This is a genomic window from Micromonospora sp. HM5-17 (genome assembly GCF_003762835.1).
In the GTDB taxonomy this organism is placed as follows: domain Bacteria; phylum Actinomycetota; class Actinomycetes; order Mycobacteriales; family Micromonosporaceae; genus Plantactinospora.
Window position 1 is genome coordinate 282,033 of record NZ_RJWA01000002.1, and the last position, 22,078, is coordinate 304,110.

Annotated in this window: 20 protein-coding genes and 4 pseudogenes; 20 read left to right on the forward strand and 4 right to left on the reverse strand. The window is 73.1% G+C overall.

Going from position 1 to position 22,078, the window contains the following annotated elements; translation table 11 throughout:
* Positions 1-33 precede the first annotated feature (33 nt).
* A complete protein-coding gene (locus tag EF879_RS06510) occupies positions 34-270 on the reverse strand; it encodes a MerR family DNA-binding protein (RefSeq protein ID WP_199736181.1) in 237 nt (78 codons plus the stop codon).
* Between the two features lie 110 nt (positions 271-380).
* On the opposite strand from EF879_RS06510, the gene EF879_RS06515 reads away from it, so the two are divergent.
* The 10 genes from EF879_RS06515 (at position 381) to EF879_RS06560 (ending at position 11,223) form a co-directional block, all read left to right on the forward strand.
* Positions 381-818, forward strand: a complete 438-nt coding sequence (locus EF879_RS06515; protein ID WP_233604274.1) for a hypothetical protein — start codon at positions 381-383, stop codon at positions 816-818.
* Positions 819-1,013: 195 nt separating this feature from the next.
* Positions 1,014-3,902 (forward strand): Na+/H+ antiporter subunit A, encoded by a 2,889-nt coding sequence (locus EF879_RS06520; protein WP_123555832.1) that lies wholly within the window; start codon positions 1,014-1,016, stop codon positions 3,900-3,902.
* Positions 3,899-4,489 carry a Na(+)/H(+) antiporter subunit C gene (locus tag EF879_RS28740; RefSeq protein ID WP_123555834.1) on the forward strand — a complete coding sequence of 197 codons (591 nt, stop codon included), beginning with the start codon at positions 3,899-3,901 and terminating at the stop codon, positions 4,487-4,489. The genes EF879_RS06520 and EF879_RS28740 overlap by 4 nt, the downstream gene beginning before the upstream one ends.
* On the forward strand, positions 4,486-5,991 hold the full coding sequence (locus EF879_RS06530) for a Na+/H+ antiporter subunit D (RefSeq protein WP_123555836.1): 1,506 nt from the start codon (positions 4,486-4,488) through the stop codon (positions 5,989-5,991). Before EF879_RS28740 ends, EF879_RS06530 begins: the two co-directional genes overlap by 4 nt.
* Positions 5,988-6,647: a Na+/H+ antiporter subunit E gene (locus tag EF879_RS06535; protein ID WP_123555838.1), complete on the forward strand. Its 660-nt coding sequence runs from the start codon at positions 5,988-5,990 to the stop codon at positions 6,645-6,647. Before EF879_RS06530 ends, EF879_RS06535 begins: the two co-directional genes overlap by 4 nt.
* Positions 6,644-6,904: a monovalent cation/H+ antiporter complex subunit F gene (locus EF879_RS06540; protein ID WP_123555840.1), complete on the forward strand. Its 261-nt coding sequence runs from the start codon at positions 6,644-6,646 to the stop codon at positions 6,902-6,904. The genes EF879_RS06535 and EF879_RS06540 overlap by 4 nt, the downstream gene beginning before the upstream one ends.
* On the forward strand, positions 6,901-7,389 hold the full coding sequence (gene mnhG / locus EF879_RS06545; RefSeq protein ID WP_123555843.1) for a monovalent cation/H(+) antiporter subunit G: 489 nt from the start codon (positions 6,901-6,903) through the stop codon (positions 7,387-7,389). Before EF879_RS06540 ends, mnhG begins: the two co-directional genes overlap by 4 nt.
* A gap of 200 nt (positions 7,390-7,589) precedes the next feature.
* Complete coding sequence (locus tag EF879_RS06550) at positions 7,590-8,927, forward strand: hemolysin family protein (protein WP_123555845.1); 1,338 nt, start codon at positions 7,590-7,592, stop codon at positions 8,925-8,927.
* Positions 8,928-9,003: 76 nt separating this feature from the next.
* Complete coding sequence (locus tag EF879_RS06555; protein ID WP_123555847.1) at positions 9,004-10,068, forward strand: hemolysin family protein; 1,065 nt, start codon at positions 9,004-9,006, stop codon at positions 10,066-10,068.
* Between the two features lie 171 nt (positions 10,069-10,239).
* Positions 10,240-11,223 (forward strand): sporulation protein, encoded by a 984-nt coding sequence (locus EF879_RS06560; protein ID WP_233604275.1) that lies wholly within the window; start codon positions 10,240-10,242, stop codon positions 11,221-11,223.
* 44 nt (positions 11,224-11,267) lie between these two features.
* Here EF879_RS06560 and leuE read toward each other — a convergent pair whose 3' ends face one another.
* Positions 11,268-11,945, reverse strand: a complete 678-nt coding sequence (gene leuE / locus EF879_RS06565; RefSeq protein ID WP_123555851.1) for a leucine efflux protein LeuE — start codon at positions 11,943-11,945, stop codon at positions 11,268-11,270.
* The gene (locus EF879_RS06570; RefSeq protein ID WP_123555852.1) at positions 11,945-13,198 is read right to left on the reverse strand and encodes a bifunctional pyridoxamine 5'-phosphate oxidase family protein/GNAT family N-acetyltransferase; all 1,254 of its coding nucleotides are present in this window, start codon (positions 13,196-13,198) and stop codon (positions 11,945-11,947) included. The genes leuE and EF879_RS06570 overlap by 1 nt, the downstream gene beginning before the upstream one ends.
* A gap of 39 nt (positions 13,199-13,237) precedes the next feature.
* Here EF879_RS06570 and EF879_RS06575 point away from each other — a divergent pair, with 39 nt between their 5' ends.
* A complete protein-coding gene (locus tag EF879_RS06575; protein ID WP_123555854.1) occupies positions 13,238-14,578 on the forward strand; it encodes an aminotransferase class I/II-fold pyridoxal phosphate-dependent enzyme in 1,341 nt (446 codons plus the stop codon).
* A 29-nt stretch (positions 14,579-14,607) separates the two neighbouring features.
* Positions 14,608-15,306: a UdgX family uracil-DNA binding protein gene (locus EF879_RS06580; protein WP_123555855.1), complete on the forward strand. Its 699-nt coding sequence runs from the start codon at positions 14,608-14,610 to the stop codon at positions 15,304-15,306.
* 56 nt (positions 15,307-15,362) lie between these two features.
* Here EF879_RS06580 and EF879_RS06585 read toward each other — a convergent pair whose 3' ends face one another.
* Positions 15,363-15,617 carry a hypothetical protein gene (locus tag EF879_RS06585; protein WP_123555858.1) on the reverse strand — a complete coding sequence of 85 codons (255 nt, stop codon included), beginning with the start codon at positions 15,615-15,617 and terminating at the stop codon, positions 15,363-15,365.
* 158 nt (positions 15,618-15,775) lie between these two features.
* Between EF879_RS06585 and EF879_RS06590 the strand changes: the two genes are divergently transcribed.
* The 8 genes and pseudogenes from EF879_RS06590 (at position 15,776) to EF879_RS06610 (ending at position 21,947) form a co-directional block, all read left to right on the forward strand.
* A complete protein-coding gene (locus tag EF879_RS06590) occupies positions 15,776-16,918 on the forward strand; it encodes an acyl-CoA dehydrogenase family protein (protein WP_123555860.1) in 1,143 nt (380 codons plus the stop codon).
* 49 nt (positions 16,919-16,967) lie between these two features.
* Positions 16,968-17,330, forward strand: a pseudogene (locus tag EF879_RS06595) (MFS transporter); the annotation flags it as partial.
* 39 nt (positions 17,331-17,369) lie between these two features.
* A complete protein-coding gene (locus EF879_RS06600; protein ID WP_123555861.1) occupies positions 17,370-17,570 on the forward strand; it encodes a DUF3046 domain-containing protein in 201 nt (66 codons plus the stop codon).
* A gap of 210 nt (positions 17,571-17,780) precedes the next feature.
* Positions 17,781-18,011 (forward strand): annotated as a pseudogene (locus EF879_RS28575) (hypothetical protein); the annotation flags it as partial.
* Positions 18,003-19,685, forward strand: a pseudogene (locus EF879_RS28580) (LAGLIDADG family homing endonuclease); the annotation flags it as partial. The pseudogenes EF879_RS28575 and EF879_RS28580, both read left to right, overlap by 9 nt.
* Before the next feature lie 18 nt (positions 19,686-19,703).
* Positions 19,704-20,498, forward strand: a pseudogene (locus EF879_RS28590) (recombinase RecA); the annotation flags it as partial.
* A gap of 195 nt (positions 20,499-20,693) precedes the next feature.
* Positions 20,694-21,197, forward strand: a complete 504-nt coding sequence (locus EF879_RS28595; protein WP_370375465.1) for a hypothetical protein — start codon at positions 20,694-20,696, stop codon at positions 21,195-21,197.
* 24 nt (positions 21,198-21,221) lie between these two features.
* Positions 21,222-21,947 carry a regulatory protein RecX gene (locus EF879_RS06610; protein ID WP_123556820.1) on the forward strand — a complete coding sequence of 242 codons (726 nt, stop codon included), beginning with the start codon at positions 21,222-21,224 and terminating at the stop codon, positions 21,945-21,947.
* Positions 21,948-22,078 lie beyond the last annotated feature (131 nt).

Genomic DNA, 22,078 nt, shown 5'->3' on the forward strand with positions numbered 1-22,078 from the left:
CCATCCGCCGGATCGCGGCCGCGCCACCCTCGATCACGCCTCCGCACCCGCGATGGCGGCAAGGAGATGGGTCGGCGCGGATCGCGCCTGCTGGAGTGCGGCGATCCTGCCGTCCAGCTCGTGGAGCCATTTCCGAAGCGTCGGCGCCGCGCAGTGCTCCAGCGCCGGACCCGGACCCCTGACGCAGGGCAGCAGCTCGCGGATGACGCTGGTCGGCAGCCCGGCAGCGAGCAGGGACCTGATGTGTGCGACCCCCGCCGGGGCATCCACATATCGACGGTGGCCACTACCGTGTGGTACGTCGTACTTAACTGCTTGCAAGAGGAGTGCGACTTACAGTAACTTCTGCGAAATCTCAGCTCAGCACCAAGGGGGGCCGGATGACCAGCATTCCGGGCGACACCCCGGTGGACCACGACGCCCCGGTCGACCGTGACGATCCGGTGGTCCGCCGTCCGGTCGCCGACACCGACGTGCTGGCCCGACGGGTCGAGGCCTACCTGACTGTGGCGCGGATCGCGTTGCGCGGGGCCGAGCTCGAGCTCGCCGAGCGACTCGGCGCCGCCCTGCGGCGTCTGGTCGCCGACACCACCGCGGCCAGCGCCGTCGACCGGGCGCGCGTCCGGGCTGCCGTGCACGCTCTGGTGCTGCGCCGCGAGCCCCACGGCCGGGTGCTGCCCCGACGCTCGCTCACCGCGGCCCAACAGGTGATCAACCAGGTGCTCCGTCAACTGGGCCGGTCGGACCTGGTGGTGCTCAGCCGGCCGGAGCCGGAGGAGTCCGACCGTCCGGTCGACTCGCCCTGCGCCGTCTGCTGACGCCGCCCGCACCCGGCGTCCCCGCACCCGGCGTCCCCGCACCCGGCGCCCCCGCACCGCGATCCGGGTGGATTCCGGCAAATCTCCGCCGCTACCGGCAAGTCTGTCGTCTGATCCTTGTGGGTCGCAGGATCGCCGACCGCGCCTGCACGCCGACACCCACCGGGAGAAGGCCGACACCTACCGGGAGTACGCATGCTGATGCTGCTCGCCCTCCAGCTCGGGGCGGCGTCGATCGCGCCGGTGCTGGTCCGGCGCTGGGGTCGGCCCGCGTACCGGCTACTGGCGCTCGCACCGGCCGCGGCCGTCGGCTGGGCGGCGGCGGTCGTCCCGGACGTCCGGCGCGGCGGCGCGGTCGTCGAGACGTACCCGTGGGCGCCGGGGCTCAGGCTGGAACTGGCGCTGCGCGTCACCACCCTCTCCTGGCTGATGGTGACACTGATCGGCGGCATTGGCGCCCTGGTGCTGGTCTACTGCGTGCGGTACTTCGACGCCGAGGAGCCCGGGCTCGGCCGGTTCGCCGGGATCTTCGTCGGCTTCGTCGGCGCCATGCTCGGCGTGGTGGTCGCCGACGACCTCCTGCTGCTCTACGTCTTCTGGGAACTGACCAGCGTCTGTTCCTACCTCCTCATCGGGCACCACCCCGAGCAGCAGGCCAGCCGCCGTGCCGCCACCCAGGCACTCATCGTCACCACCCTCGGCGGGCTGGCGATGCTGGTCGGCTTCGTCATGCTCGGCCAGCACGCCGGCACGTACCGCTGGTCGGAGGTCGCGGCCCGGCCGCCCCCGGGCGGCGCCTACCTGGCCACCGCACTGGTCCTGATCCTCGTCGGCGCGCTCACCAAGTCGGCGATCTTCCCGGCGAGTTTCTGGCTGCCCGCCGCGATGGCTGCGCCCACCCCGGTCAGCGCCTACCTGCACGCCGCCGCCATGGTGAAGGCCGGGGTCTACCTGGTCGCTCTGCTCGCCCCGGTCTACGCCGACGCCGGCCCGTGGCGCCCGGTGCTGTTCGCCGCCGGGGCCGGCACGATGCTGCTCGGCGGCTGGGCCGCGCTGCGCCAGGTCGACCTCAAGCTGCTGCTCGCGTACGGCACCGTCAGCCAACTCGGGCTGTTGATGGTGGTCGTCGGCGCCGGCACCCCGGACGCCGCCCTGGCCGGCGCCGCGATGCTGCTGGCCCACGCGCTGTTCAAGGCGACGCTCTTCCTCGTGGTCGGCATCGTCGACCGCCGGGCCGGCACCCGCGACCTCACCGTGCTCTCCGGGCTGTGGCGGCGGATGCCGCTCGTCGGTGCGGTCGCGGTGCTCGCCGCCGCCTCGATGGCCGGCGTGCCGCCGCTGGTCGGCTACCTCGCCAAGGAGGCGGTCTTCGCGGCGTTCGTCGGGGATCCACCGCTGCTCGCCGTCCTGGTCGCCGGCTCGGCGCTGACCGTCGCCTACACCGCCCGGTTCGTCTGGGGCGCCTTCGCCGACCGCCCCGCGACGCCGCCCACCCCGACCCGGGCGGTCGAACCCGACCTGCTGGTCCCGGCCGCCCTGCTCGCCCTCGCGGGGCTGGCGTTCGGCGTCCTCGCCGGCGGGGTCGGCAACCTGCTCGGGCCGTACGCCCGGACCCTCGGGCCCACCGGGGGGCACCTGGCGCTCTGGCACGGTCCCGGGCCGCTCGCCCTGTCGGCCGGAGGGCTGGCGGCCGGTGGACTGCTCTTCGCCGTGCGCGACCGCCTCGGCGGAGCGCTGGCCCGGCTGCGCGCCCCCCTCGACGGGGGTGCCGTCTACCGGCACCTCACCCGGGGTTTCGACCGGCTCGCGGTCCAGGTCACCGGGGCGACGCAGCGTGGGTCGCTGCCGCAGTACCTCGGCGTCATCCTGCTGGTCCTGGTCGTCGCCCCGGGTGGCGTTCTGCTGTTCGGCGCCGTCCGGCCGGACCAGGGACCGCGCTGGGACCATCCGCTCTGGGCCGCCGTCGGGCTGGTGCTCACCGTGGCCGCGGTCCTCGCCGTCCGGGTCCGGCGTCGGCTCACCGCGGTGATCCTGGTCGGGGTGAGCGGCTACGGCATCAGCGTGCTCTTCGTGCTGTACGGGGCCCCGGACCTGGCGCTGACCCAGTTCCTGGTGGAGACCGTGACGCTCGTGATCTTCGTGTTGGTGCTGCGTCGCCTGCCGGCGCGGTTCTCGGTCCGCCCCCTCCGCCGGAGCCGCTGGCTGCGGATCGGGCTCGGCGTGGCGGTCGGGCTGGTGATGGCCGGGTTGGCGCTGGCCGCCGCCGGCACCCGGCGTTCCCTCCCGATCTCGGTCGACTACCCGGAGGCCAGCCGCGAGTTCGGGCACGGCCGCAACGTCGTCGACGTGACGCTGGTCGACATCCGGGCCTGGGACACCCTGGGGGAGATCTCGGTGCTGGTGGCCGCCGCCACCGGGGTGGCCAGCCTGATCTTCCAGCGGCGGCGCGGTCCCGCGCGGCCCCGTCGTCGCGACCTGCCCGAGCCCGGACCGGAGCGGATCTGGTTGCGGGCCGGACCCACCCTCCACTTCCGGCGCCGGTCGATCGTCCTGGAGGTGGTCGTCCGGCTGCTGTTCCACACCGTCGTGCTCTTCTCGATCTTCCTGCTCTGGTCCGGGCACAACGCTCCCGGGGGCGGCTTCACCGGCGGGCTGGTGGCCGGCCTGGCGCTCGCGGTCCGCTACCTCGCCGGTGGGCGGCACGAACTCGACCAGGCGGCCCCGGTCGATGCCGGGGTGGTGCTCGGTCTCGGCCTCCTCGTCGCGGTCGGCACCGGGCTCGCGGGGATGGTGGCCGGCGGACAGGTGCTGCAGAGCGCGACACTCGACCTGCACCTACCGTTGGTCGGCGACGTGCACCTGGTCACCTCGGTCTTCTTCGACCTCGGCGTCTACCTGGTCGTGATCGGCCTGGCGCTGGACATCCTGCGCAGCCTCGGTGCCGAGGTCGACCGGCAGATCGAGGCGGAGCACGAGACCGGGGGCGGGCTGCGGATCGGCGAGGCGGACCCGGGTATGCCGCAGCCGGCCCCGGCCCCGGCCCGCCCGAGGCGGACCGGCGGGCGCGGTGGGGAGCCGGCATGAGTCCCCCACTGGTGCTGGTGGTCCTCGTCGGGGTGCTCTGTGCGGCGGGGACCGTCCTGTTGCTGGAGCGCAGCCTCAGTCAGGTGCTGCTCGGCGTCATCCTCCTCGGCAACGGAATCAACCTGCTGCTGCTTCTGGCCGGCCGCGCTGGCGGGGCGCCGATCCTCGGGGTCACCTCGCCCGCCGAAATGAGCGACCCGCTGCCCGAGGCGATGGTGCTCACGGCGATCGTCATCAACCTCGGCATGACCGCGTTCCTGCTCGCCATGGCGTACCGGAGTTGGCAGCTGATCGGGCACGACGAGGTGCGGGACGACCTGGAGGACCGCCGGGTCGTTCGCCTGGCCGAGCGGGGCGAGGGAGCCGTCCCGGACGACAGTCTCGGCACCGGCCCGTTCGCCGACGAATGGCGGGGCGGCGTCGTACAGGTCGACCCGGAGCAGGTCGATCCGGAGCCGCCGCCCCGTCGGCTCGACGAGGAGGCGGACCCCTCGTCGCACCGGCCGGAGGCGGGGCGGGGGCGGCGCGTGGGACCAGACGCCGCGCCGGGGCGGGGTACGGGTGGGGACGAGGCGGGTGGCAGATGAGACTCCTCGTCCCGCTTCCGGTGGTGATACCGCTGTTCGGGGCGGCGCTGACCCTGGTGCTGGCCCGGCGGCCGGTCGCGCAGCGGGTGATCAGCGTCGCGGCCGTGGCGGCCGTCCTCGTCGTCGCGGTGCTGCTGCTCTGGTACGCCCACTTTCGCCGCACGGCGGTGATCCGGGTCGGTGCCTGGCCGGCCCCACTCGGCATCGTCCTGGTCGCCGACCGGTTGGCCGCGCTGATGCTGGTGGTCTCGGCGGCGGTGACCCTCTGCGTGCTGCTCTACTCGATCGGGGAGGGCCGGGCGGACCCGGGCGAGCAGGCGCCGGTGGCCATCTATCACCCCACCTACCTGGTGCTCACGGCCGGTCTGACCAACGCCTTCCTCACCGGCGACCTGTTCAACCTCTTCGTCGGCTTCGAGATTCTCCTGGTCGCCAGCTACGTCCTGCTCACCGTACGCGGCACCGAGGAGCGCATCCGAGCCGGGACGACGTACGTCCTGGTCAGCCTCGTGTCATCGCTGATCTTCCTCGCCGCGGTCGGCCTGGTCTACGCGGCCACCGGCACGGTGAACCTCGCGCAACTGGTCGGCCGGATGGACGCGCTCCCCGCCAACCTGCGGCTGGCGCTGCAGCTCATGCTGCTGCTCGCCTTCGGCATCAAGGCGGCGGTCTTCCCGCTCTCCGCATGGCTGCCGGACAGCTACCCGACCGCGCCGGCGCCGGTCACCGCGGTCTTCGCCGGCCTGCTGACCAAGGTCGGGATCTACGCGATCATCCGGACCGAGACCCTGCTCTTCCCCGGTGGCCGCCTGGCCGACGGGCTGCTGGTGGTGGCCCTGCTGACCATGCTGGTCGGCATTCTCGGCGCGGTCGCCCAGAGCGACGTCAAGCGGCTGCTGTCGTTCACCCTGGTGAGTCACCTCGGGTACCTGTTGTTCGGGGTGGCGCTCAGTTCGGTGGCGGGCCTGGCCGGGGCGATCTTCTACGTGGTGCACCACATCACCATCCAGACCACGCTGTTCCTCGCCGCCGGGCTGGTCGAGTACCGGACCGGCACCACCCACCTGGACCGGATCGGCGGACTGGCCCGGACGGCGCCGCTGCTCGGCCTCATGTTCCTCGTGCCCGCGCTGAACCTCGCCGGCGTGCCGCCGTTCTCGGGGTTCCTCGGCAAGCTGGGGCTGTTGCAGGCCGGGGTGGCCGCCGGCGGACCCCTGGTCTGGCTTCTGGTGGCCGGCGGGTCGCTGACCAGCCTGTTGACCCTCTACGCGACGACGAAGGCCTGGAACCTCGCGTTCTGGCACGCCCCCCGGGCGGCCGACCGCCGGGCGGCGCCAGAGCTGCCCCGGCTGATGGTCGGCGCCACCGCCGCGCTCGTCCTGTTCGGCCTGTTGCTGACCGTCGCCGCCGGTCCGATCTTCGCGGTGGGGGTGGGGGCGGCCGAGGACCTGCACCGGCGCACCCCGTACGTCGACGCGGTCTTCCCCGGGGGTGCGCCGTGACCGGGCGGCCGGACGACCGGGACGCCCACCCGTCCGGACCGGCCGGGTCGGACGGGCCGGGCCGGCGGGCGGGGGCCGGGCGGAGACCGGGTCGGCGGCTCACCTGGCGCCGGGCCCGCGACCAGCTGATCACGATCGCCTGGCTGGTCACGGTCTGGAGCCTGTGGTGGGGGGAGTTCTCCTGGGGCAACGTCGTCGGCGGCGTGCTGGTCGCCACGGTGGTTCTGGTCGTCTTTCCGCTTCCCCCGGTGACCTTCGAGGGCCGGCTGCGCCCGCTGGCCCTGGCTCACCTCGTCGTGCGGTTCGTCATCGAACTGGTGGTCGCGAGCGTCCAGGTCGGCTGGGCCGCGGTCCGTCCCCGTTACCGGCTGCGGAACGCGATCGTCGGGGTACGGCTGCGGATTCCCACCGACCTCAACCTGACCCTCACCGCCGAGGTGCTGTCGCTGGTCCCCGGCACGTTGATCATCGAGACGGAGCGGAAGACGGGCACGCTCTACCTCCACGTCCTAAACGTCCGGGACGCCACCGACGTGGCGGCGGCCCGGACCAGCACCCACGCCCTCGAAGCCCGGCTCGTCCGGGCCATCGGCTCCCCGGCCGAACTGCGGGAGCTGTCCACCCACCTCAACCGAGTCGAGGAGCACCCCAGATGAGTGCCATCGTCGTCATCGTCGTCGTCCTGCTCATGGCCGCCGCGGGGCTGGTCCTGTTCCGGGTGGTGCGCGGGCCGGACCTGCTGGACCGGGTGGTCGGCATCGAGGCACTGCTGTCGATCATGATCGGCACGCTCGGCACGGAGGCGGCGGTCAACCGGCACGCCACCACGCTGCCGATCCTGCTCGCCCTCTCGGCAATGGGTTTCGTCGGCTCGGTGTCCCTGGTCCGGTTCGTCGCCGAGGAGGAGGCGTGAGCGGCGAGGCCGTACTGGACGGACTGGTGGCCAGCTGTCTGCTCGCCGGCGGCGTCCTCAGCCTGCTCGCCGGCATCGGGCTGGTCCGGTTTCCCGACGTGCTCTCCCGGATGCACGTGGCGGCGAAGCCACAGGTCCTCGGGAGCCTGCTCATCCTGCTCGCCCTGGCGGTGAGCCTGCGCGACGGAAAGGACGTCGCCACCCTGCTGCTGATCGGCGTGTTCCAGCTGGCGACCGCGCCGCTCGCGGCCCAGCTGATCGGGCGGGCGGCGTACCGGACCGGGCGGGTGCGTCGTGACCTGCTGGTCGTCGACGAACTGGCCGGCCGGGAGGGCCGGTCGAGTGGCCCGGAGGGCGGGCCGGCCGAGGGGGAGGGCGGATCGCGCCACCCGGAGGGGGCGTGGGGAGAGCGGACCGGCCGGGAGGGCGGATCGGAGTCGGACCCGGGAGCGGCTCCGGGGCGCGGCGGAGCGGCCGGGGAGTGAGCCCCACACCCCCGCCGTGACCAGGCTCGACCGCCTCCGGGTGCCGGTCGTTCGACCGATGGTTGTCCGGTTGAGGGTGGCCGCCCCGGGTAGGATGGTCGCGTGATCCACTCAACTGCCGAGGAGGGCAGCTATAGGCAGCCGGGTCATACCCGGCATCCCTCGCATCGGTCGCGGCGGCGGGGAGCGCTGAGCCACCCGTGCTGATCGTGCTCGGTCTCTTCCTGATCATTGTGCTGACCGCCGCCACGGGCTACTTCGTGGCCCAGGAATTCGGCTATGTCGCGGTAGACCGGGGCAAACTCCGACAGCGCGCCGAAAACGGCGACGTGGCCGCCCAACGCGCCCTCACGGTCACCGGACGTCTCTCGTTCATGCTCTCCGGCGCCCAGCTCGGGATCACCGTCACCGCCCTGCTCGTCGGTTACGTCGCCGAGCCGTACCTCGGTGACGGGCTGGCCGAGCTGTTCGGCGTGGTCGGGATCTCCGACGCGGTCAGTATCCCGCTGTCGGTCGCGTTGGCGCTGGTGATCGCCACCATCGTCCAGATGGTCTTCGGCGAGCTCGCGCCGAAGAACCTCGCGATCGTCCGGGCCGAGCCGCTGGCCCGGGCACTCGCCCGTTCGACACTGCTCTACCTCGCGGTCGCCGGGCCGGTGATTCGGCTCTTCGACGCCGCCGCGACCCGGCTGCTGCGCCGGGTCGGCATCGAGCCGGTCGAGGAACTGCCCAGCGGCGCCACGCCGGAGGACCTGGAGCAGATCATCGCCGAGTCGCGGGAGGAGGGGCAGCTCGACGCGGAGATGTCCACGCTGCTCGACCGGGGCCTCGACTTCCGGCAGCTCACCGCCGCCGAGGCGATGGTGCCCCGGGTGGACGTCTTCACCATCCGGGCCGACGAGCCGCTCAGCCGACTGGTCGAGCTGCTGGACACCGGGCACTCCCGGTTTCCGGTCCGGGGCGCCGAGGGCGTCGACGACGTCGTCGGAGTCGTCGGTATCGCGGACATCCTGGGCGTGCCGCCGGCGGAACGGGCCACCACCCCGGTGTCGGCGGTCGCCGTACCGCCGCTGCTGGTGCCCGCGACCCTGCCGCTGCCGACGGTGCTGGACCGGCTGCGGGCCGGGCACCGGCAGCTCGCCTGCGTGGTCGACGAGTACGGCGGCTTCGCGGGGGTGATCAGCCTCGAGGACATCGCCGAGGAGCTGGTCGGGCCGATCCGAGACGAGGACGACCCGCCGGAACGGGCCCCGATCCGGCAGGCCGACGGCTCCTGGGTGGTGCCGGCCCGGTGGCGGATCGACGAGGTCGCCGACAGCACCGGCATCACCCTGCCGGAGGCGCCCGAGTACGACACCCTCTCCGGTCTGGTGATGCGGGAGTTGGGTCGCGTCCCCGAGGTCGGTGACCGGCTGGAGATCCGGCTCTCCCCAGACGGGGAGACGGACTCCGCGAAGCCCATCCCCCGGGCCCACGTCGAGGTGTTGGCGGTCGACCGCCACGTCGCCGACTCCGTACGGCTGCGGGTGCTGGCATGAGCGAGCGGAACGAGCGAGTCGCGGGGCTCGGCGCGGTGATGCCTCACGGCGGTCCGGAGCGCGACGGAGTACCGGCATGAGCACGACGTGGGCACTGCTGATCTCCCTGCTGCTGCTCGCCCTCAACGGGTTCTTCGTGGCGGCCGAGTTCGCGCTGCTGGCGGCGAAGCGTTACCGGCTGGAGCAGGCCGCCGCCTCCGGTGGCCGGGCCGCCCGCGCCGCCCTCGACGGCGCCCGGGAGCTGACCCTGATGTTGGCCGGCGCCCAGCTCGGCATCACCGCCTGCACGCTGGGGCTCGGCGCCCTCGCCGAGCCCGCCATCGAGCACCTGCTCAGCCCGGTCCTGCACGCGGTCGGGCTCCCCACCGGGGCCAGCCACGCCATCGCGTTGCTGGTCGCACTCGCCCTGGTCACCTTCCTGCACCTGGTGGTGGGGGAGATGGCCCCGAAGTCGTGGGCGATCACCGACCCGGAGCGCTCGGCGCTGCTGCTCGCCCTGCCGTTCCGGGCGTTCGCCCGGGTCGCTCGGCCGGTCCTCGCCGCGCTCAACAAGCTGGCCAACGCCACGCTCCGGCTGGCCCGGGTACGTCCGGAGGAGCAGCTGGCGCACGCGCACGGGCCGGAGGAGCTGCGGATGCTGCTCCAGCAGTCCCACGAGCACGGGCTGCTCGCCGCCGACCAGCACGAGATGCTGACGAGCATGCTGGCGTTGCAGGCGACCACGGTGGCGCAGGTGATGGAGCCGCTGGAGCGGATCGTCTCGGTACGCCCCGACGACTCCGCCGAGCGGATCGAGCAGGTGTGCCGGTCCAGCGGCCGATCCCGGTTGGCCGTCCTGGAGGGACCGGGCCAGGTGGCCGGTGTGGTGCACGTACGGGAGGCCGTCCGGGCCACCACCGCCGGGCGTACGGCGACGGCCCGGGAGTTGATGAGCATGCCGTTCACCCTCGCCGCCACCGCGACGGTCACCGAGGCGGTCGCCGCGATGCGGGCCGAGCAGGCGCAGCTCGCGTTGGTCAGCAACGGTGTCGACGGTGGCCGGCCGGTCGGGTTCGTGGCCCTGGAGGACCTTCTCGAGGAGGTCATCGGGGAGTTCGACGACGAGACCGACCCGGTGCCCCGGGGCCGGCGACTGCGCTGAGCGGCCCGGGTCCCGGTTCCTGGGCGCGGTCCGGTCCGGGTCGCTGCGGGGGTCGGCCCGGGGTAGGCCCTTGCCGCGGTGGCGGGGCGCCGGAGGTGACGGGCCTGTCCAGGCCTTCGGACCCGCGGCCTGTCTGGGTTTCCCGGCGGCCGCCGCGGGAAGGACCCGGTGGTGGGGTTCGGGAGGCTGCTGCCGGGTGCGGGGCTGACCGTGCGGACCGTGCTGGCCAATCCGAGCACCCGGCCCGGGCTGACGCTGCCCGGCCGGGTCACGGTCGGCGCCGGCCGGTCCGGGGCGACCGTCGACCACCTCTCCCTCGGGCTGGTCACCCGGGTCGAGCCGGCAGACGGCTCGGCCGAGTACGTCCTGACCGAGTTTCTGCGGGTGCCCGCCGGCGGTACGTTCGTGCTGGCTCCCCACGAACGGCGCGGCATCGACTTCCGGGTGCCGATCCCGTGGGAGACCCCGGTGACGGTGATCAACGGCTCCGGCTATCTCAACCTGCGCATGGGGCTGCGCGCCGAGGTCGCGGTCAGCCCGATGCTCGACCGTGGCGACCTGCGCCCGGTGTACGTACACCCGCTCCCGGCGCAGGAGGGCGTCCTCGCCACCCTCGTCGACCTCGGCTTCCAGCTGCGGCAGGTCGGCCTGCTCGCGGGGCGGCTACCCGGGGTCGACCAGCGGCTGCCGTTCCACCAGCGGATCGCCTTCTGGGCGGCCCCGCTCTACGGCGGCCCGTTCAGCGAGCTGGAGGTGACGTTCGTCGCCGACCGGTACGGCGTGGAGGTGATCTTCACCCTGGACCGTCGGGTCGCGCTCGCCGGAGCCGGTCACGTCAGCATCAGCCGGTTCCGGGTCCACCACGCCGGCGCGGCCGAGCTCGACTGGGTCAGCGTCGTGGACGGCTGGCTCCGGTACGCGGTGGCGCGGCACGCCGCCACCGCCGCCGGACGTCCGGTGTGGACCGCGACCCGGCGGAGTGCGGCCCGGGTCCGGCCACCAGACCGCTTTTCGGTGCATCCGGGACCCTCCGGCACCAACACCCCGGACAGTGCCCCGCCGGGCGCCCCGCCCCGGGAGTCCCCGGGGGCGGACGCCGACCGATTCCGGCAGACCGACGCCGGCGCGGGCGGGATCGGCGGTGACGGCACCTGAGCCGGGGTCCCTCCCGGCCCCGGTGGCTGAGCTTCCCGAGCGGGTCAGCCGGCGCCGGCGGTGGCGAGTTTGACGCCGAAGCCGAGGAAGAGCATCCCAACCCCGGTGGCCGCACTGGCGGCGAGCCGCCGCTGACGGCGGAACTGGGCGGCGAGGAAGGTGCCGCCGAAGATCAACAGGGTCAGGTACAGCGCGCTGACGACCTGGGCGGTCAGCCCGAGGAGCAGGAACGACAGCGCCGGGTAGCGGTAGCCCGGGTCGACGAACTGGATGAAGAACGAGATGAAGAAGAGGATCGCCTTCGGGTTCAGCAGGCTGATCATGAGCGCGCGTCGGAACGGCCTCGATCCCGTCGCGGCGCTCTCGTCGGGTGTGTCGGCGTCGGCCGGGCGGGACGTGTCGGCGCGGGTGCGCCAGCGTCGCCACGCCCCGCGCAGCATCGTCACCCCGAGGTAGCCGAGGTACGCCGCACCGGCGTACTTGATCAGCATGAAGACCGGCGGGTGTGCCCGGAGCAGCGACGCCACCCCGGCCGCGGAGAGCACCATCAGCACGGCGTCGCCGAGGAAGACCCCGGCGGCGGCCCGGTAGCCCGCGCGTACCCCGGCCCGGGCCGCGGTGCTGAGCACGAAGAGCGAGTTGGGGCCGGGGAGCAGGACGATGGCGATGGTGCCAAGCAGGTAGGTCCAGATGTCGGTGATTCCCAGCACGATGTCGATCATCACCGTGCCGCCGGGAGAAGGCCACTCCGCAGCGCGATCTGTGCTTCCGGCCACTCGTCGGCGAGCATGACGTACTGCACGGTGTCCTGCCAGGTGCCGTCCGGGCGCAGCCGGTGCCGGCGCAGCACCGCCTCCCGCCGGGCGCCGGCCCGCTCGATGGCGTGTCGCGACCGGAGGTCGCGGACGTCGGCGTGCCAGACCACCCGCTCCGCACCGAGGACGTCGAAGGCCCGGACCAGCAGCAGCAGTGTGGCCTCGGCGTGCGCCCCGGTGCCCCACCAGGGACGTCCCAGGACGGTGTGCCCGATCGCGACGGCGCGGTGTGGCGGGTTGATGTCGCGGTACGAGGTGGTGCCGATCACCGCGCCGGAGCGCGCGTCCCGGATCACCCACGGCACCCGCTCGCCGCGCCACGCCGCGTCCAGCGCGTTCCGCACGACCTCGGCCAGGTCGGTCGGGTTGGCCGGCTGGGCGACGCTCCGGAACCGCCAGACCTCGGGGTCGCGGGTGGCCGCCCACAGGTCGTCGACGTGGGACTCGGCCAGCGGTTCGAGCCGGACCTGCGTGCCGGCCATCGGCGATGGGGTGTACCAGGGGGAGAGGTCGGCCCGCAGGTAGTCCGGTAGCGGTGCGGTCACCCCGGGGTCCGGCTCGGGCCGGCCGCGTACGGTCCGCAGCGGTAGCACCCCGGCCCAGTACGGCAGGTCGTGGTCCTCCGGTTCGTCGGCGGCGCCGCCGGTGCGGGTCTTCATCGACACCTCGCGCAGCGGCAGTGCCAGGACCGCGGTCTCGGCGAGCTCCCGGCGGGTCGGTGGGCGGCTGTCTGCGGCCCGGCCCCGGCCCACCTTCTCCACCAGCGCGGTCAGCACCGCCCGCTTCTCGGCCTCGTCGGTGACGAGGCGGGCGGTGCCGTGCGCGACCACCGACCGGTAGTTGGCGCTGTGGTGGGCGTGTGCCCGGCCACAGACGAGACCGTCGAGCGCGGTGACCACGATGCAGACCGGCACACCGGCGTTGCCCCGGGCGGCGAGCAGGGGCCGGCTGCCGGTCGAGCCGTGCAGGTAGAGGGTCTCGCCGACCCGGACGTGCAGGGTGGGCAACACCCGCGGCTCGCCCTCCACGACGAACCCGAGGTGGCAGTGGTACGCCTCGTCGAGCAGCTCGTGCACCGCCGCCCGCCGGTAGCTGATCCTTCCCCGATCCCGGTTCGCCGTGGTCCTGTGCGTCTTCTCGTACGTCGTCTGCTGGTCCATCCGGCTGCCGCCCTTTTGTTATAGTACAATCTTTAAACTGTGGCAGAACATTATCAGTTCCGCGGCACGACGGCTGCCGAGATATCCGCCAGCGTGGAGGCGGGGGTGCGCACCGGCGCCCTTCCCGCCGGTGCCCCGCTCCCTGCCGTCCGAGCCCTCGCCAGCCGGCTCGGCGTCAGCCCCGGCACGGTCGCCAAGGCGTACCAGGTGCTCCGGCAGCGCGGCGTGGTGGAGACGGCCGGCCGGCACGGCACCCGGATCCGGCCCGAGCCGCCGGTCGGCGCCCGTCGGGTCGAACTGCGTCTCCCCGCCCCACCCGGCGCCCTCGACCTCTCCATCGGAGGGCCGGACCAGCGCCTGCTCCCGCCGCTCTGGCCCCACCTGGCCGCCCTCGCCGCGACCGACGGCACCCCGATCGGATACGAACGCGGCGGCGTCCTGCCCGAGCTGGTCGAGGCGGCCCGACAGCGACTCACCGCCGACGGGGTACCCGCCACGGCGGTCACCGTCACCGGCGGCGCCTCCGACGGCATCGAGCGGCTGCTCGTCACCCACCTGCGCCCCGGCGACGCGGTCGCGGTCGAGGACCCGGGCTGGGCCAACCTGCTCGACCTGGTCGCCGCGCTCGGGCTCCGAACGGTGCCGGTTCCGGTGGACGAGGCCGGCCCCACCCCGGCCGGGCTCCGGACCGCGCTCGCCGCTGGCGCCCGGGCGGTCGTGGTGACCAGCCGGGCGCAGAACCCGACCGGGGCGGCGGTCGGCGCCGACCGGGCCGCCGAACTCCGGGCGGTGCTCGGCCGGCATCCCGACGTCCTGCTCATCGAGGACGACCATGCCGCCGAGATCTGCGTCGAGCCGCTGTATCCGCTCGCCGGGGCGACCCGGACCTGGGCGTTCGTCCGCTCGGCGAGCAAGCCGTACGGGCCGGACCTGCGGCTCGCCGTCCTCACCGGTGACGAGGCGACGGTCGCCCGGGTCGCCGGCCGACTCCGGGTCGGCTCCGGCTGGATCTCCACTGTGCTGCAACGACTCACCCTCGCGCTCTGGCGGGACCCGGAGGTGGCCGACCGGATCGCGCGGGCCCGGCGCAGCTACGCCGACCGGGTGGCGGCGCTGCGTACGGCGCTCGCCGAACGGGGGCTCGCCGCGTACGGCCGTACCGGGATCAACGTCTGGGTCCCGGTGCCCGACGAGACCCGGGCGGTCGCCGGGCTGCGTGACGCCGGGTACGTCGTCGCCCCCGGTGCGCTCTTCCGGCTCCGCAGCGGGCCCGGCATCCGGATCACCGTCAGCCCGCTCGCCGATTCCGACATCGCGCCGCTGGCCGACGCGGTGGTCCGGGCCGCCGCGCCCGCCACACCCCCCACCCTCAGTGCGTGACGTCGGAGGTACGGGGTAGAAAGCTCGTTATGTCTGAGACGGAGACCGCACCCGGGGCACAGGAGTTCATCCCGCCCGACGCCGACACCCTCGACGCGCTGCGCGCCGCCTCACGCGGCTGCCGGGGGTGCGAGCTGTACCGGGACGCCACCCAGACCGTCTTCGGCCGGGGCGACGAACACGCCCGGGTCGTCTTCGTCGGCGAGCAGCCGGGTGACATGGAGGATCGGAAGGGTCTGCCGTTCGTCGGCCCGGCCGGCCACCTGCTGCGCCGGGCCGTGGACGAGGCCGGCATCGACCCCCGCGAACTCTATATCACCAACGCCGTCAAGCACTTCCGTTTCGAGCTGCGGGGCAAGCGGCGGATCCACAAGACTCCGGACCGGACCCACATCGTCGCCTGCCGGCCCTGGCTGGTCGCCGAGTTCGCCCGACTGCACCCGGAGGTCGTGGTGGTGCTCGGCGCCACCGCGGCGAAGGCACTGCTCGGGCCGTCGTTCCGGGTCACCCAGTCCCGGGGCGTGCTGCTGCCCTGGCCCGACTCGGCACAGCGACCGCAGGACTTCGCCAGGGTGCCGGTCGGCCCGACCGGGCAGCGGGAGTCCGTGGCCTCGACCCGGCTCGTGGCGACCATCCACCCCTCCGCGGTGCTCCGCGCCGACGACCGGGAGACCGCGTACGCCGGGCTCGTCGCCGACCTGAAGGTGGTGGCGGGCGCGCTGCGCTGACCAGGACCTGGGTGCCGGGGGGCGCGCGGGTCGGCGGGCAGGCCGGCACCGGGGCGCTACTCCGTCATCCCGACCGGGTCGGTGCGGACCCAGCGCATCGGCCACGGGGCGCCGGCCTCGGGCCGTGGCCCGCGTTCGTAGAGGTGCTCCGGCCCGGCGCCGAGCGGCCCACCGCCGGTCAGGATCCACCGGGCCGGCGGGATCCCGTCCGGACCGCTGGGCAGGTCCCGCAGCGTGCCGTCGGCCGGGCCGTCGGTGAAGCGGACCCGGACCGTGCCGGGCCCGTTCCCGGTGCTCGACGTCCTCGCCACGCGTCCCCTCACCCTCACCCTCGCCCTCGTTGCGCTGTGCCGCCCGGTCCCGTGCCCGTCCTCCCGGTTCCGCTTACCCGGCGGGTCGGCGCGCACACCGGCGGCCGGCGCGCACACCGGCGGGCCGGCCATCCGTCGGGCGCGGCAGACTGTCCGACATGCAGCAGCATCTCTACGAGCCGGTGCACGACGAGTTCCGGGACCTGTGCCGGGCGTTCCTGGCCCGCGAGGCGGTGCCGTACCACGATCGGTGGGAGGCCGACGGCATCGTCGACCGGGAGGTCTGGCGCCGCGCCGGTGCCGCCGGCCTGCTCGGCCTGGACATCCCCGAGGAGTACGGCGGCGGTGGCCAGCACGACTTCCGGTTCAACGCGGTGCTGACCGAGGAGATCGTCGCCGCCAACTGTTCCGGCCTCGGGTTCGGGCTGCACAACGACGTCGTCGCGCCGTACCTGCGCGACCTCGCCACCGAGGAGGCGCGGCAGCGCTGGCTCCCCGGGTTCTGCTCGGGCGACCTGATCACCGCGATCGCGATGACCGAACCGGGCGCCGGGTCCGACCTGGCCGGGATCCGGACCACGGCGGTCCGGGACGGGGACGGGTACGTCCTCAACGGACAAAAGACCTTCATCACCAACGGCGAACTGGCCGACCTGGTCGTCGTCGTCGCCAAGACCGACCCGGAACGCGGCCCGCACGGGGTCAGCCTGATCGCGGTCGAGCGGGACACCCCCGGCTTCACCCGGGGCCGCCGGCTGGCCAAGGTCGGCCTGCGCGCCAACGACACCGCCGAACTCTTCTTCGACGACTGCTGGGTGCCGGCGGCGAACCTGGTCGGCACCGAGAACCACGGCTTCTACCACCTGATGGCGAACCTGCCCCGGGAGCGGCTCGGGATCGCCGTCTCGGCCGTCGCCGCCGCCGAACGGCTGCTCGCCCTCACCCTGGAGTACGTCCGATCCCGCGAGGCGTTCGGGCGGCCGGTCGGCAGCTTCCAGCACAACCGGTTCCTCCTCGCCGAACTCGACACGGAGGTGACCATCGCCCGGACGTTCCTCAACCACTGCGTCGCCGAGTTCGTCGCCGGCCGGCTCACCCCGGCCGACGCCGCCAAGGTCAAGTGGTGGACCACCGAGCTGCGGAACCGGGTCGCCGACCGCTGCGTCCAGCTGCACGGCGGGTACGGCTACATGCTGGAGCACCCGGTCGCACGGTCCTGGTTGGACGGTCGGGTGCAGACCATCTACGGTGGGACCACCGAGATCATGAAGGAGATCATCGGCCGCGACCTCGGCCTGTAGCGTACGGGCGGGGCGGCCGAGGGCCGGGCGCGCGCGGACGGCCTTCCCCGGCACCCCGGCGCGGAGCGGGGGAGGAGACAGGGTGGCGACGGAGACGACCGCGGCGAGAGCCGGAACCGGGCACGACACGGTGCGGGTCTCGGCCGGGCTCACGCTGCTCGGGCTCGGCTGGTCCGCCACCATGGTGGCCGGCTCCACCCTGCTGTCGGAGTCGGTGTCGGCCGAGGTCCGGCCCGCCGTCCCGGGCCTGTCGGACCTGACCATGGGGCTGGCCGGAGCGCTCGCCGGGGCGGTGAGCGGGTTTGTCATCCAGACGGCCGGTTATCCGGTGCTCGACGTGCTGGCGGCGGTCGCCCTGGTACCGCTGTTGGCGCTAGCGTGGCGGACGACGTCGGCGCCGGCGACGGCGTGAGGCGGTCCGCGTGGCGCAGGGAGAAGAGGGAGTGTCGCGGTGCGGCTGACAGACTTCTGGGCGCGGCTGGAACAGACGTTCGGCCCGGCGTACGCCGGCAGCATCGCCGTCGACCAGGTGCTGCCCCAGTTGGGCGGTCGGACCATCCAGGAGGCGCTCGACGCCGGCGAGGAGGCGGCCGTGGTGTGGCGCGCGGTCTGCGCGGCCTACCCCGACCGGGTGCCGGCCCAGCTTCGTTGAGTCATCACTGCGGTACGTGATCCAGTAAGTACTTTTGGTAGTTTTCGCGTGTCGCGGGTTGAGTCGTACACCTGTTCGGCTATTGTCCACAGGCGGGGTGCCCGTCCACAGGTCATGGCCAGCCGGCCGCGTACTGTCGGACCGGGCGCCTAGCGTGTGCGCGTGACGAAAAGTGCGGCGAAGACGCCAGCGAAGGCAGGGGTGGCGACCATGGCGGCAGGACCTGACCGGGAGAAGGCACTCGAACTTGCTCTCGCTCAGATCGACAAGCAGTTCGGCAAGGGCTCGGTCATGCGGCTGGGGGAGAAGCCGGTCGTCCAGACCGCCGTGATCCCGACCGGCTCCATCGCGCTCGACGTGGCGCTGGGGGTGGGCGGGCTTCCGCGCGGCCGGGTCATCGAGATCTTCGGCCCGGAGAGCAGCGGTAAGTGCCTGACCGCAGACACCTACCTGTGGACGGATCGCGGCCTCGAGACCGTCGCGGAGCTCTTCGCGCGGTGTGGCCAGCCGGCGAGCTGCACGAGTCGGGTCACCGACATCAGCGACCTCGGCGTCCGGATGGTCAATGAGCGGGGCGAGCTGGAGTCGGTCGCGGCACTCACCCACAACGACCGCAAGCCGGTGGTCACGCTCACGCTGCGGTCCGGGCGGACGATCACCGCGACCACGAACCACCCCCTGCGGGTGATGACCGAGCGGGGCTTCATCGCCTGGCGGACCGTGGGGAGCATCCGGCCCGGTGACATCCTGGTCTCCGCCACGTTCGGCGCGGTCGAGGCGGCCGGCGGCGACGGGTTGTCCGAGGACGAGGCGGTCCTGCTCGGCTACCTCGTGACCGAGGGTTCGCGGGGTGACGACCACGGCATCCGGTTCACCACCGGGGATCCGGAGGTGAGTGGCGAGTTCTGTCGCCTCGTGGACCACCTCTTCGGCGTCGCGGTTCGCCACCACGACGACACGGCGTTCGTCGCCTCCGACGGGGCACTTCGGCGACGCCTTGCCGAGGAGTACGGCCTCGACGACGTGACCGCCCACGGCACGACCGTGCCCTACCGGGTCCGTACCGCTGGCCACAAGGTGCAACGGGCCTTCCTGTCGGCGTTGTTCGAGGGCGACGGGCGGATCGACCAGAGCGCGACGATCGGGCTTGGCACCGCCTCCGAGCAGCTCGCCCGTGAGGTGCAGCTGCTTCTCTACGGTCTCGGCATCCCGGCGACCGTCGCCGCCGGGTGGCACGCGACGGACGAGCGGGACCACTGGTCGGTGACGATCGACCCTTCGGTCACGCATCGCTTCCTCAGCGAGATCGGGTTCCGGTCCGCCCGGCGTCGGGCACAGGTCGAGACGCTCCTCCGGCAGAGCCCTCGGGACGCGCAGGCCGAGCACATTCCGCACCTCCGTGGCCTGATCCAGGATCTTCGCGACGACTGCGGTGGTGACCGCGAGTTTGACCGGCTGGCCGGTGACCTCGTCCGGACGGAGGGGGATCCGGCGTGCTCCCGGAGCCGGCTGTCCGAGATCGTCGAATGGGGTGAGCGGCGGTCGGCGCGGTTGTCGCAGTCCGGCCGGGCCATCCTGCTGCACCTGCGTCGGCTGGCCGACTCCGCCTACACGTACGAGGACGTCGTGGCGGTGACGGATGCGGGTCTCCAGCCGACCTTCGACGTGGTGCTTCCGCAGACCCACAGCTTCCTCGCCAACGGTGTGCTCTCGCACAACACGACGGTGGCGTTGCACGCGGTCGCCAACGCCCAGCGGGCCGGCGGGATCGCCGCCTTCATCGACGCCGAGCACGCGCTCGACCCGGAGTACGCGAAGGCGCTCGGGGTCGACACCGACGCGATGCTGGTCGCCCAGCCCGACACCGGTGAGCAGGCTCTGGAGATCGCCGACATGCTCGTCCGGTCCGGGGCGCTGGACATCATCGTGATCGACTCGGTCGCCGCGCTGGTGCCGCGTGCCGAGATCGAGGGCGAGATGGGCGACAGCCACGTCGGCCTCCAGGCCCGGCTGATGAGCCAGGCGCTGCGGAAGATCACCGGCGTCCTCAACCACACCGGCACCACCGCGATCTTCATCAACCAGCTCCGGGAGAAGATCGGCGTCATGTTCGGATGCGGATCGTGGGACACGAAAGTGACCCTGGCCGACGGCTCCCAGGAGCTTCTCGGCACGATCGTCACCGAGAAGCGGAACGTCGAGGTCCTCTCCTACGACGGCGACCTGGGCCGGCTGGTGCCACGCCGGGTGGTCAACTGGTTCAACAACGGCAAGACCGAGGAGTTCCTGCGGTTCACGGTCGAGCGGGCCGGCGGCGACGCCGGGCATGACCGGGCGACCATGTCGATGACCCGCAACCACCTCATCATGACCCCCGGTGGGTGGCGTGAGGCCGGCGAGCTCGCCGTCGGCGACCGGGTGATGCTCGCCCAGCCGCACCTGCTCGGTCCCGCACAGTGGCAGCTCGTTCTGGGCGCGTTGCTGGGCAACGCGAATCTGTCGACCCCGGGCCGGCCAGACGCGGAGAGCGGACGCCTCCGGATGGGACATGGTGTCGCGCAGGCGGCCTACCTCGACTGGAAGGTGTCGCTGCTGGCCAACATCCCGCACAGCCGCAGCTCCACCGCCGAGGGGGAGGTCGTCGTCGACCTCACCCCGCTCGCCGAGCTCGGCGAGCTGCGCCAGGCGGTCTACCTCGGCGACGGCAAGAAGCACCTGAGCTGGGACTACCTCAAGCAGCTGACCCCGTTCGCCCTTGCTGTGTGGTACATGGACAACGGGACGTTCACGGGGGCGCAGGAGCCGACCCGGGGTGACAGCGGGCGGATCGAGATCTGTGTCGAGGCCCTGGGCGAGGGGAGCCGGCAGCGACTCGTGGAGTATCTGCGGGACTCCTGGGGTCTCGACGTGACGCTGACCCAGCGGGGTGACGTCGTACGCTTCACCACCGCCGCGTCCGAAAGGTTCCAGGAGCTCGTGGCGCCGTACGTCCCCGGGTGCATGGAAGACATGCTCCTGCCGAGGTTCCGGGGGCAGTACAGCGTCAGGCCGGAGTTTGTGGAGCCGGTCATGCATCCGCTTCCGGCGCGGATTCTCGACATCGAGGTCCGACGGGACGAGACGATGATGGACCGGTTCGACATCGAGATCGAGGGTTCGCACAACTACCTCGCGGACGGCATCCTGGTGCACAACAGCCCCGAGACCACCACGGGTGGGCGGGCGCTGAAGTTCTACGCCTCGGTCCGGCTCGACGTACGCCGCGTCGAGAGCCTCAAGGACGGCACCGAGGTGGTCGGCAACCGGACCCGGGTCAAGGTGGTGAAGAACAAGGTCGCGGCTCCGTTCAAGCAGGCCGAGTTCGACATCATGTACGGCAGGGGCATCTCCCGGGAGGGGTCGCTGATCGACGTCGGTGTGGAGCAGTCGATCATCCGCAAGTCCGGGGCCTGGTACACCTACGAGGGCGACCAGCTCGGCCAGGGCAAGGAGAAGGCCCGCGAGTTCCTGCGGGAGAACCCGGACGTGGCGGCCGAGATCGAGAAGAAGATCCTGGAGAAGCTCGGCGTCGGGGTGCCCGGGGGCGACGCGACCGGTGGGCCGGAGCTGCCGCCGGTGGACTTCTGAGCCACCGGCTGAGTCGCCGACGTGGTGGGACGACGTGGTGCCCGTACGGGCCGGGGCTGGGACGCCGCTCCGGCCCGTACGGGTGACGGCGGGACGGGCCGGTCGCGCCGGGGCCGCTCCGGTCCTCGGCGCGCTGGGCCGGTCGACGGCCTGCTCCCCGGTGCCGACGACCGGCCCGGGGACGACACCGAGCCGCCCCGGCCGCGGGACGAGGCCGAACTGGCTCGGGAAATTTGCCTGCGCCAGCTCGCCGTACGGCCCCGAACCCGGGCCGAGCTGGCGGCCGCGCTGACCCGGAAGGGCATCTCGGCGGAGGTCGCCACCCAGGTCCTGGACCGGTACGACGAGGTCGGGATCATCGACGACGCCGCCTTCGCCCGGGCCTGGGTCACCAGTCGGCACCAGGGGCGGGGCCTTGCCCGCCGGGCGCTCGCCACCGAGCTGCGCCAGCGCGGGGTCGACGCGGAGACGGCCTCCGAGGCGCTCGAGGCGCTGGACGAGACGACCGAGGCCGAGACCGCGCGGGCGCTGGTCGAGCGGAAGCTGCGGACGATCTCCGGCGCCCCAGACGCGGTCTTCCGGCGGTTGGTCGGCATGCTGGCCCGCAAGGGATATCCGCCCGGGGTGGCGATCCGGGTGGTCAAGGAGGCGCTCGCCGCGGGGGACGCCGAGGCGGCGGAGTTCGCCGACCGGATCGACGCCGATGCGCTCGCCGAGGCCGAGACCGGGTTCGACCAGGAGGTCCGCTAGCCGCTGGCGGGCGCGCCGGACGAGAGCCTCCCGGCTGGTGCTGTGTCACCCGGCGTCCGTCCGGTCGCCGGCGCGCTGCGACACGATGGGGCGATGGTGGCGCCGCCCCGTCGGCACGCCGCAGCCGCCTC

Excerpts from the sequence above, each read along its gene's own strand:
- EF879_RS06515 (WP_233604274.1), top strand. The coding sequence starts at position 381 with ATGACCAGCATTCCGGGCGACACCCCGGTGGACCACGACGCCCCGGTC.
- EF879_RS06520 (WP_123555832.1), top strand. The coding sequence starts at position 1,014 with ATGCTGATGCTGCTCGCCCTCCAGCTCGGGGCGGCGTCGATCGCGCCG.
- EF879_RS28740 (WP_123555834.1), top strand. The coding sequence starts at position 3,899 with ATGAGTCCCCCACTGGTGCTGGTGGTCCTCGTCGGGGTGCTCTGTGCG.
- EF879_RS06530 (WP_123555836.1), top strand. The coding sequence starts at position 4,486 with ATGAGACTCCTCGTCCCGCTTCCGGTGGTGATACCGCTGTTCGGGGCG.
- EF879_RS06540 (WP_123555840.1), top strand. The coding sequence starts at position 6,644 with ATGAGTGCCATCGTCGTCATCGTCGTCGTCCTGCTCATGGCCGCCGCG.
- EF879_RS06555 (WP_123555847.1), top strand. The coding sequence starts at position 9,004 with ATGAGCACGACGTGGGCACTGCTGATCTCCCTGCTGCTGCTCGCCCTC.
- leuE (WP_123555851.1), bottom strand. The coding sequence starts at position 11,945 with ATGATCGACATCGTGCTGGGAATCACCGACATCTGGACCTACCTGCTT.
- EF879_RS06570 (WP_123555852.1), bottom strand. The coding sequence starts at position 13,198 with ATGGACCAGCAGACGACGTACGAGAAGACGCACAGGACCACGGCGAAC.
- EF879_RS06580 (WP_123555855.1), top strand. The coding sequence starts at position 14,608 with ATGTCTGAGACGGAGACCGCACCCGGGGCACAGGAGTTCATCCCGCCC.
- EF879_RS06590 (WP_123555860.1), top strand. The coding sequence starts at position 15,776 with ATGCAGCAGCATCTCTACGAGCCGGTGCACGACGAGTTCCGGGACCTG.
- EF879_RS28595 (WP_370375465.1), top strand. The coding sequence starts at position 20,694 with ATGATGGACCGGTTCGACATCGAGATCGAGGGTTCGCACAACTACCTC.